The sequence below is a fragment of the Bradyrhizobium sp. WSM4874 genome (assembly GCF_055811835.1).
Window position 1 is genome coordinate 1 of sequence record NZ_JBVVPR010000249.1, and the last position, 320, is coordinate 320.

1 pseudogene is annotated in these 320 nt (G+C 60.3%); it reads right to left on the reverse strand.

What is annotated here, in order from left to right:
• Positions 1–320, reverse strand: a pseudogene (locus AC0L3P_RS40235) (IS110 family transposase); the annotation flags it as partial.

The following is a 320-nucleotide window of genomic DNA, read 5'->3' on the forward strand; positions in this document are numbered from 1 at the left end:
AAGCCGAATGCCTTGGCACGTCGGTGCAAATTGTTGATCACTCGCGTCCGATAGCGTGTCTCATAGGACGAGGCCCCTGGATCGACGTAGTCCATTCCGTGACGCACAGTGTTGTAGAACAGGACTGCTATCTTGCGGGCCGTCGCGGTGACTGCTTTGGCCTTGCCAATGCGGGACGACAGTCTTCTATAAAAGGCGCCGAGCGCGGTATCAGTGCGTCCGACGGTTACGGCAGCAAGGCGCAGAAGAGCTGCGGCCCGGCCGCCGGATCGGCGCGTTCGGGACGAGAGCATTTTGCCTCCGGAGACCTTATTGCTCGG